The 10,470-nt window shown below is 70.5% G+C and carries 3 protein-coding genes; all 3 read left to right on the top strand.

Annotated elements, in window-relative coordinates:
* Positions 1–102: 102 nt before the first annotated feature.
* The gene (locus EAO72_RS41970) at positions 103–8,367 is read left to right on the top strand and encodes an amino acid adenylation domain-containing protein (protein WP_410090359.1); all 8,265 of its coding nucleotides are present in this window, start codon (positions 103–105) and stop codon (positions 8,365–8,367) included.
* Positions 8,364–9,140 carry an FkbM family methyltransferase gene (locus tag EAO72_RS16185; protein ID WP_148018043.1) on the top strand — a complete coding sequence of 259 codons (777 nt, stop codon included), beginning with the start codon at positions 8,364–8,366 and terminating at the stop codon, positions 9,138–9,140. Before EAO72_RS41970 ends, EAO72_RS16185 begins: the two co-directional genes overlap by 4 nt.
* A gap of 239 nt (positions 9,141–9,379) precedes the next feature.
* Positions 9,380–10,470: condensation domain-containing protein (locus EAO72_RS16180; RefSeq protein WP_261991504.1), on the top strand; the 1,091-nt coding region annotated here is incomplete at its 3' end.

The raw sequence follows: 10,470 nt of genomic DNA, 5'->3' as shown, positions 1-10,470 counted from the left end.
GTGGTGCTGCTGGGGCGGCATGCGGGGTCGGACGATGTGGTCGTCGGCACGCCGGTGGCGAACCGGAATCGTGCGGAGACGGAGGGCTTGATCGGGTTCTTCGTGAACACGTTGGTGATGCGGACGGATCTGTCGGGTGATCCGTCGTTCCGTGAGGTGTTGGGGCGGGTGCGGGAGACGGCGCTGGGTGCGTATGCGCATCAGGATGTGCCGTTCGAGCAGGTGGTGGAAGCGTTGGTGTCGGAGCGGGATCGCTCGCGGACGCCGTTGTTCCAGGCCCTGTTCAACTACGACTTCGTCGAGGGCGGCGGCTCGTTCGAGAGCGGCAGCGGTGTCGACGAGGTCCTCGCGAAGTTCGATCTGCGTCTGGTGCTGAGTGACAGTGGTGGGCGGTTGGGTGCGGAGTTCGAGTACAGCACCGCGTTGTTCGATGCGGTGACGGTGGAGCGGTTGGGTGGGCATCTCGTCACGCTGTTGTCGGCGGTGGCGGCGGATGCCGGTCAGCGGGTGGGCGCGTTGCCGGTGGTGTCGGCGGGTGAGCGCGAGGTGCTGGTCCGGGGATGGAATGCGGCGTCGGTGGATGTGCCGGCTGTGGGTGGGGTGCATGAGCTGATCGCGGAGCGTGCGGGGGTGGTGCCTGATGCGGAGATCGAGGCGGTCCTGACCGGCCACCCCCGGATCCGTACCTCCGTCGTCGCCGCTTTCGGCGATGTCGAGGACCGCCGCCTCGTCGCGTACCTGGTCCCCGCCGATCAGACGGCCGGCACCCCGACCGTCGCCGACCTCCGCGCGTACGCCGGCAGCCGACTGCCCGCCTACATGATCCCCTCCGGGTTCGTGGAACTCGCGGCCCTCCCGCTGAGCCCCAACGGCAAGCTCGACCGCGCCGCCCTGCCCGACCCGGACAGCGCGTGGACGGGTGCGGCGGGCGAGTTCGTGGCGCCGGGCACGGCCACAGAGGTGCTGCTCGCCGACATCTGGGCCCAGCTCCTGGGCCTGGAGCGCGTCGGTGCGGCGGACAACTTCTTCGAGCTGGGCGGGCACTCGCTCCTCGCCACCCAGGTCGTGTCCCGCGTCCGCGACGTGTTCGGCACCGACATCCCCGTGGCGGCCATGTTCGACCACCCGACGGTCGCGGGCCTCGCCGACGTCCTCGCCGCCACCACGCCCGGTGCGACCGCGCCGGCGTGGACGGTCGTCAACAGGGACGACGCGCTGCCGCTGTCGTACGCGCAGCAGCGTCTGTGGTTCCTGGACCAGCTCGAGCCCGGATCGGTCGAGTACAACCTCCCGATGTACCTCCCCTGGGACGGTGACCTGGACGTCGCGACCCTCGGCAAGGCGCTCACCGCGGTCGTGGCCCGCCACGAGGTGCTGCGGACCCGGCTGGTGGCGGACGCGGACGGCGTGCCCCACCAGGTGATCGATCCGCCCGCCGAGTTCCCGCTGCCCGTGGTGGACCTCTCCGGGTGCGCCGAGCCGGTGCGCGAGGCCGAGCGGCTGGCGTTCCTGGACACGATGGCGCCGTTCCGTCTCGCCGACGGCCCCCTGGTCCGGGCCACCCTGATACGGCTCGGCGAGGGGCAGCATCTGCTGGCGCTGATGATGCACCACGTCGTGTCCGACGAGTGGTCGGCGCGGATCCTGCGACGCGAACTCGTCACGCTCTACGAGGCGTTCCGGGCCGGTGAGCCCGACCCGCTGCCGCCGCTGGCTGTGCAGTACGCGGACTTTGCGGCCTGGCAGCGCGCGTGGCTCGACGGCGACGTCCTCGAAGGACAACTGGCCTACTGGACCGAACAGCTGGCCGAGGCGCCCGTACTCGACCTCCCCACCGACCGTCCGCGCCCGCCGGTGCGGTCGACCGAGGGGGCGATGGCACCGTTCACGGTCTCGGCCGAGACGGCGGAGGCGCTGCGCGCTCTGTCCCGCTCCAACGGCACCTCGATGTTCATGACGCTGTTGGCGGCCTTCAACGTCCTGCTGGGGCGGTACGCGGAGGCGGACGACGTGGTTGTGGGCACGCCGGTGGCCAACCGGAACCGGGCCGAGACCGAGGACCTGATCGGCTTCTTCGTCAACACCCTGGTGCTACGGGGCGACTTGGCGGGCAAGCCGTCGTTCACGGAGCTGCTCGGTCGGGTGCGCGAGACGGCCCTGGGTGCGTACGCGCATCAGGACGTGCCGTTCGAGCAGCTGGTGGACGAACTCGTGACGGAGCGGGACCGGTCCCGCACCCCGCTCTTCCAGGTGTTCTTCAGCTACGGGGCGGGAGAGGGCGAGGAGGTCCGCGGCACGGCCGACGCCGAGGAGCGGCTCGCCGGCGCACCCGGCCAGGTGGCCGCGGTCTTCGACCTGTGGCTGATGCTGGAGGAGTCCGGCGACGGCACGCTCCAGGCAGGCATTCAGTACAGCACCGCGTTGTTCGACGCGGCGACGGTGGAGCGGATGGCGGGGCATCTGGTCACGCTGCTGGACGCTGTCGCGGCGGACGCGGACCGGACGGTTGACGAGCTTCCGGTGCTGACCGCGGGTGAGCGGGACGTCGTGGTGCGGGGCTGGAACGACACGGATGTGGAGGTGTCCGGGGTCGGTGGGGTGCAGGGGCTGATTGCTGAGCGGGCCGCCTCGGCTCCGGATGCGGTGGCTGTGGTGGCCGGCGGGGAGTCGGTCACGTACGGCGGGCTGATGGGTCGGGCGAACCGTCTGGCGCGTCATCTGCGGTCGGTGGGTGTGGGTGCGGAGTCTGTTGTCGCGGTGTGTGTGGAGCGCGGCGTGGACATGGTTGTGGTGGGGCTTGCGGTGTGGCTGGCGGGGGGTGCGTATCTGCCGCTGGATCCGGAGTTCCCGTCGGACCGGCTGGAGTTCATGCTCGCCGACAGTGGTGCGGGTGTGCTGGTGGGTCACCGGTCGGTGGCTGGTGGGCTGCCGGTGGAGTCGGTCGCCTCGGTGGTCTGGCTCGACGACGCGGAGACGCGGTCGGCACTGGAGAGCCTCCCGTCCGCGGCCCTCGATGTGCCGTGTGCCGAGGACCAGTTGGCCTACGTGCTGTACACGTCCGGGTCGACCGGTCGCCCGAAGGGTGTCCTGGTCGGCCAGAGAAGCCTGGTGAGCTTCCTGGCCGGTATGGCACAACGTCCGGGGCTCGACTCGGACGATGTGCTGTTGGCCGTGACGACGTGGGGCTTCGACATCGCGGGTCTGGAGCTGTGGCTTCCGCTGGTGGTGGGCGGCCGCGTCGTGGTCGCCGACCGTGAGGTGGTGGGCGATCCGGGCGCGCTGGCCGGCGAGCTGGAGCGCTGGGGCGTCTCGGTGATGCAGGCGACACCGGTGACCTGGCAGACGCTGGTCGCCGATGGGTGGGCGGGATCGCCGGATCTCGTGGCCCTGGCCGGTGGTGAGGCACTTCCGGACGGCTTGGCACGTGCGCTGGTGGAGCGCGTGGCGGGTGTCTGGAACATGTACGGGCCGACGGAGACGACGATCTGGTCGACGTGCGAGCAGGTCACCTCGGAGGGGTCGTTGGGGATCGGGTCGCCGGTGGCGAACACCCAGGTGTATGTCCTGGACGGTCGGCTGGAGCCGGTGCCGGTGGGTGTGGCGGGTGAGCTGTTCATCGGCGGTGCCGGGGTGACCCGTGGCTACCTCGGCCGTGCAGGGCTGTCGGCCGAGCGGTTCGTCGCCGATCTGTTCGCGGCGGACGGTTCGCGGATGTACCGGACGGGCGACCGGGTGCGGTGGATGTCCGATGGCCGGCTGGAGTTCCTGGGCCGCGCCGATGAGCAGCTGAAGGTGCGTGGTTTCCGGATCGAGCCGGGTGAGATCGAAACGGCTCTGGTCGGGCATCCGGCCGTCGGCTCGGCGGTGGTCGTGGGTCACGGACAGGGTGTGGAGCGTCGCCTGGTGGCGTACGTGGTTCCCGCCGACCAGGCGGACGGGGCTCCGTTGGCCGGTGAGCTGCGCGATTGGCTGCGTGCCGGGCTGCCGGAGTACATGGTTCCGTCGGTGTTCGTCGAGCTGGCGGCGCTGCCGCTGACTCCGAACGGCAAGATCGACCGCAAGGCCCTGCCCGAGCCGGCCGAGCTGCGCGGCGAACTGGACACCGCCTTCGTCGCTCCGGCCACGGTCTCGGAGGAACTGCTGGCGGGGATCTGGTCGCAGGTGCTTGGTGTGGACCGGGTCGGTGCCATGGACTCCTTCTTCGACCTGGGCGGTCACTCGCTGCTCGCGACACAGGTGATCTCGCGGATACGGGAGGCGTTCGGGGCCGAGGTGCCATTGTCGGCGCTCTTCGACCGGCCGACCGTGCGCGGCTTGGCGGCCGCGGTCGAGACCTCCGCCGCAGACGCCGCGCCGCCCGTCGCACTGGCGGACCGTACGCAGCCGCTTCCGCTCTCCTTCGCCCAGCAGCGCCTGTGGTTCCTGGACCAGCTGGAGCCCGGCTCGACGGAGTACACCATGTCCACCCGCCTCCGCCTCGACGGCGACGTCGACCTCGAGGCCCTGAGCGCCGCACTGAACGCGATCGTCGCCCGGCACGAGGTCCTCCGCACCCGTCTGGTCGCCGGCGCCGACGGCGTCGCATACCAGGTCATCGACGCGCCGGCCCCCATGCCCCTCCCCGTCCTCGACGTCTCCGGGAGCGTGGATCCGCAGGGTGCAGCGAACGACGTGGTCACGAAGGACGCCCTGACGCCGTTCGATCTGGCGAACGGCCCCCTGCTGCGGGGCATGCTCGTACGGATCGCTGCGGACGAGCACGTGCTGTCGCTCGTCATCCACCACGTAGTCTTCGACGAGTGGTCGGACCGGGTCTTCCAGCGTGAACTGGCCGCCCTGTACGAGGCGTTCCGTGCGGGCGAGCCGAACCCGCTGCCGCCGCTGGAGTTCCAGTACGCGGACGTCGTCGCCTGGCAGCGGCAGCGGCTGACCGGCGATGTGCTCGATTCCCATCTCGCGTACTGGCGCGGCAAGTTGAGCGGCGCGTCGGAACTGGAGCTGCCCACCGACCGGCCGCGGCCGGCCGTGCGTTCCACCGAGGGCGCAATGGTGCGGTTCGAGGCGCCAGCGGGGACGGCGGAGGCGCTCAAGGGGCTGTCGCGCGAGCACGGCACGACGATGTTCATGACGCTGCTCGCCGCCTTCGACGTCCTCATGGGCCGCTACGTCGACTCCGACGACATCGTCGTGAGCACGCCGGTCGCCAACCGGAACCGTGCCGAGACCGAGGGCCTGATCGGGTTCTTTGTCAATACCCTCGTGCTGCGCACGGATCTCTCCGGCGACCCGACGTTCGCCGAGCTCCTCGGCCGGGTGCGCGAGACGGCCCTCGGTGCGTACGCGCACCAGGACCTGCCGTTCGAGGAGGTGGTGGACGCCATCGCCGATGTACGGGACCGTACCCGTGGCCCCCTCACCCGCGTCTCCTTCAACTACGCGGCCGAGGCGGCCGGAACCTCGGCCTCCGACCGGAGGAGGGCCGACGGGGCCGGCATGGGCATCGAAACCGGCACGGGTCTGCTGCCGGTTCAGTTCGACATGGTCGTGGCGCTGGGGGAGGACGACGGTGCCCTGACCGGAGAAATCCAGTACAGCACCGCGTTGTTCGACGCGGTGACGGTCGAGCGGATGGCGGGGCACATCGTGACGTTGCTGGGAGCTGTCGGCGCGGACGCCGAGCGGCCGGTGAGTGAGCTGCCGGTACTGACGGCGGCCGAGCACGACCAGGTCGTACGTGAGTGGAACGCGACGGCGGAGTCGCTGCCGTCGGTGGGCGGGGTGCACGAGCTGATCGCCGAGCGGGCGGCGCTGACGCCGGACGCGGTGGCAGTGGTCTGCGGCGAAGTCTCCGTCGAATACGCGGAGTTGACGGGCCGGGCGAACCGTCTGGCGCACTACCTGCGGTCGGCCGGCGTGGGCTCGGAGTCCGTGGTGGCGCTGTGTCTGCCCCGTGGGGTGGACATGGTCGTGGCGATGCTCGCCGTCTGGCAGGCCGGCGGCGCGTACCTGCCGCTGGACCCGGAGTACCCCGCCGACCGGCTGGGCTTCATGCTGAGCGACAGCCGGGCCACGGTGCTCGTAGGCACCGAGGAACTGGTCGACGAGCTGCCGGTCGGACGCCTTCGGACCGTGGTCGTCGACGCCCCGGCGGTCGTCGCCGCGCTGGCGGAGCTGCCGACGAGTGCCCCCGAGGCGCCGACGACGCCCGACCAACTGGCGTACGTGATCTACACGTCCGGCTCGACGGGCCGTCCCAAGGGCGTCCAGGTGGCCCACGCGGGTGTCGTGAACCTCGCGATCGCCCAGGCCGGAGCGTTCGGCGTCGGCGAAGGCGACGCGGTGCTGCAGTTCGCCCCGTTCGGCTTCGACGCCGCCGTGTCCGAGGTCGCGGTGACCCTGGCCGCCGGTGGCCGACTGGTCGTGGCGACCGCGCAGGAGCGCGGCGAGCCGCGCGCCCTGGCCGCCCTCGTCCGGGAGAAGGACGTGCGGGTGGCGACGCTGCCGCCGTCCCTGCTCGCCGTCCTCGAGCCCGCCGACCTGAAGGGCCTGCGCACCCTCATCACCGCCGGCGAGCGACTGGAAGAGGCCGCGGCCAACCGCTGGAGTCGCGAGTACCGCCTCCTGAACGCCTACGGTCCGACCGAGGCGACGGTCTGCGCCAGCATCGCCGTCCTCGACCCCGACGCGGACGGTGTCCCGCCGATCGGTGCCCCGATGGGCAACACCCGCGTCTACGTCCTCGACGACCGGCTGCGCCCCGTCCCCGTCGGGATGACGGGCGAGCTGTACATCGCCGGCACCGGCGTGGCCCGCGGATACCTGGGCCGCCCCGGCCTGACCGCCGAGCGGTTCACGGCCGACCCCTTCGCCGCCGACGGCAGCCGCATGTACCGCTCGGGTGACCAGGCGCGCTGGCTGCCGGACGGCCGACTGGAATTCGTCGGCCGGATCGACCACCAGGTGAAGATCCGGGGCTTCCGCGTCGAACCCGGCGAGATCGAGACGGCCCTCGCCGCGCACGCGGCCGTGCGCACGGCGGTCGTGACCACGTACGGGGAGGCCGCCGACCGCAAGCTGGCCGCCTACCTGGTGCCCACCGACCACGAGGAAGGTATCCCGGACTCCGCCGACCTGCGGGAACTGCTGCTGCGGACCCTGCCGGAGTACATGGTCCCAGCGGCCTTCACCGAGATGTCGAGGCTGCCCCTCACCACGAACGGCAAGGTGGACAAGGCGGCGCTGCCGGAGCCCAAGACGGTTCGCTCCACCAGTACGGAGTACATCGCGCCGTCGGGCGAGGCGGAGGAACTGCTCGCGGAGATCTGGTCCGAGGTCCTCGGGATCGAGCGGATCGGCGTCCACGACAACTTCTTCGAGCTGGGCGGCAACTCGCTCCTCGTCACCCAGATCGTCGGCCGTATCCGCGGCGCCGGCCACGACATCAGCGTCGGGGACCTCTTCGACCACCCGACCCTCGCGTCCGCCGCGCCGCTGATTCAGATCCAGGCAGAGGACCCCGAGCTCCGCTCGGTGGTGACCATCCGCGCGGGCCGGACCAGCCCCGCGATCTTCGCCGTGCACACCCTGACCGGCGAGGTCGCCGCGTTCGCCGAGGTCGCCGGGCACCTGGCCGAGGGGCAGCGGCTCTACGGGCTGCAGGAACGCGGCCTGACCGGCGAGGACGCGCCGCCGTCGTCCGTCGAGGAGATGGCGACCACGTACATCGGCGAGATGCTGCGGGTGCAGAAGGAAGGCCCGTACCTGCTGGTCGCGCAGTCCGGGAGCTCGTACGTCGCGCTGGAGATGGCACGCCAGCTCACGGCCATGGGCAAGGAGGTCGGCGGCGTCTTCCTCATGGCGCCGGCCCGCCAGCCCTTCGCCTGGCGCATGCCGACCCAGGCGTTCGGCCGGTCCGACAAGAAGCTGCTGGCCGCGCTCGAATCGGCACTCGACGGACCCGAGGGGACGAAGCTCTCCCGCGCCGACGAGAAGAAGGTCCTGAAGCTCGGAGCGCCGGACGACGAGATCGGCAAGGGCGTCCGCGAGGGCGACAAGCACGCGCTGCGGATCATGCGCGCCCTCGCCATCAACCATCTCGCCTACTCGTACTACGGCGAACTCATGCACCGAGGCATGCGCAACTACGACGGCAGGGTCGTGCTCCTCATGCCGCGCGACGACAAGCCCAAGCCGTACAAGTGGACCCTCGAGCAGTGGCAGATCCCCGTCACGCGCGGTCCCGAGGTCGTGGACGTGCCCGGCGAGCACTCGACCGTCTTCTACGGCGAGAGCGCCGAGGCCATCGGCGCCTACCTGAGCGCCGAGATCACCCGCAGCGGGCAGCAGGACGGAGGGGTGTCCGCATGACGACGGAGCACACCAGCACGTACGAACTTCCCAACGGGCGCAGGATCACCTGCGTCAGCCCGGCGGAGGCCAAAGTCCTGTGGGCGGAGGCCGTGGACGTGGGGCTCTACAGGTCGGCCGCGGACGCGCTGCGGCCCGGTGACACCGTCCTCGACGTCGGGGCGAACATCGGAATCGTCTCTCTGATGTTCGGCTGGAAAGTACGTGACCTCAGGATCGTGTCCGTGGAACCCGCGCCGACCACGTTCTCCTGTCTGGAGGCGAATCTGCGTAGTCATCTGCCGGGCGCCGTCGCCGTACGCAGTGCGGTGGCCGACCGGTCCGGCGAGGCGACATTCACCTATTACCCGAGGTCGACCGGAAACTCCGGACTGTTCGCGGACCAGCAGGCAGACGACGAGAACACCCGGGTATTTCTGCGCAACACCGGAATCCCGGAGGAATACATCGGCGAGATAGTCAAGGATCTGCACCGCGGTATCGGCATGACCGTGCCCACGCTCACCGTCTCCGATCTGATCCGGGCCCACGACCTGCCGGAGGTCAGCCTGCTGAAGATCGACGTGGAGCGTGCGGAACACCTGGTCCTGGCGGGAGTCGAGGACGCGCACTGGCCGCTCATCGGCCACATCGTCGCCGAGGTCCACGACGAGGCCGGCAGGCTCCGGACCCTCACCGACCTCCTCGAACGGCACGGCTTCACCGTCGCGGTGAACCAGCAGCCCAAGCTCGCGGGAACGGATCTGTACGAGCTCGCCGCCACGCGGCCGTAGGGCGGGACAGGGCGCCGCACAGCACTGCGGAGAGCCCCCGGAGAGCGCGACAGGGCGTTCAAACGCCGCCGCGCAGCAGTTGAACACGGCGCCGGAATGACTGCCGGTGACCGCACGCCACGTACGCCATGGCGCCGCTGGATCAATGATCCAGCGGTGTGCCATGGTGAGGCGGGGGATTCTCCTGACGACGCACCGGCATGCACTTATTCAGCTTTCTCATTTGCAGGGGACAACTGATGCTTTCTGACGCCAAGCGGGAATTGCTGAAGCGACGCCTCAAGGGAGAGCAGGTATCGCGCCGTGCATGGGAGCCGCGTCCCGACGGGCCCCTTCCGCTGTCCTTTGCCCAGCAGCGCCTCTGGTTCCTCAGCCAGTTGGAACCCGATTCGACCGAGTACAACCTGTCGATGCGCGTGCGCTGGGACGGCACGCCCGATGTGGCGGCGCTGGGCGCGGCGTTGAGCGGTGTGGTGGCCCGGCACGAGGTGCTGCGCACGCGCCTGGTGGCCGGTGCGGACGGCGTGCCGCACCAGGTGATCGACGCGCCGGCGCCGTTCCCGCTGCCGGTCGTCGACGTCTCCGGCAGCGCCGATCCGGCCCAGACCGTACGGGAGTTGGCGGCGGCCGACGCGCAGGTGCCGTTCGATCTGTCGACCGGACCGCTGATCCGCGCGACGCTGCTGCGCGCGGGCGACGGCGAGCACGTCCTCGTGGTCGCGCTGCACCACGTGGTCTTCGACGAGTGGTCGGACTCCGTCTTCCACCGTGAGCTCATGGCCCTGTACGAGGCGTTCCGCGCCGGCGAGGCCGACCCGCTGCCGCCGCTCGAGGTGCAGTACGCGGACTACGCCGTGTGGCAGCGGCAGTCGCTGCGGGGCGACGTGCTGGAAGGTCAGTTGTCCTACTGGCGCGACCGACTCTCCGGCGCGGCGGAACTGGACCTCCCCCTCGACCGCCCGCGCCCGCCCGTGCGTTCATTCGCCGGCGCCACCATGGGCATCCACATCCCGGACGACGTCGCCGAGGGCCTGCGTGAGCTGTCGCGTGAGTGCGGTGTCTCGATGTTCATGACGCTGCTGTCGGCGTATGTGGTGCTGCTGGGGCGGCATGCGGGGTCGGACGATGTGGTCGTCGGCACGCCGGTGGCGAACCGGAATCGTGCGGAGACGGAGGGCTTGATCGGGTTCTTCGTGAACACGTTGGTGATGCGGACGGATCTGTCGGGTGATCCGTCGTTCCGTGAGGTGTTGGGGCGGGTGCGGGAGACGGCGCTGGGTGCGTATGCGCATCAGGATGTGCCGTTCGAGCAGGTGGTGGAAGCGTTGGT

It is taken from the genome of Streptomyces sp. OR43, from assembly GCF_008042275.1.
Taxonomy (GTDB): Bacteria; Actinomycetota; Actinomycetes; order Streptomycetales; family Streptomycetaceae; genus Streptomyces.
Note: the sequence above shows the minus strand (reverse complement) of the source record. Positions and strands in the feature narration are given on the sequence as shown.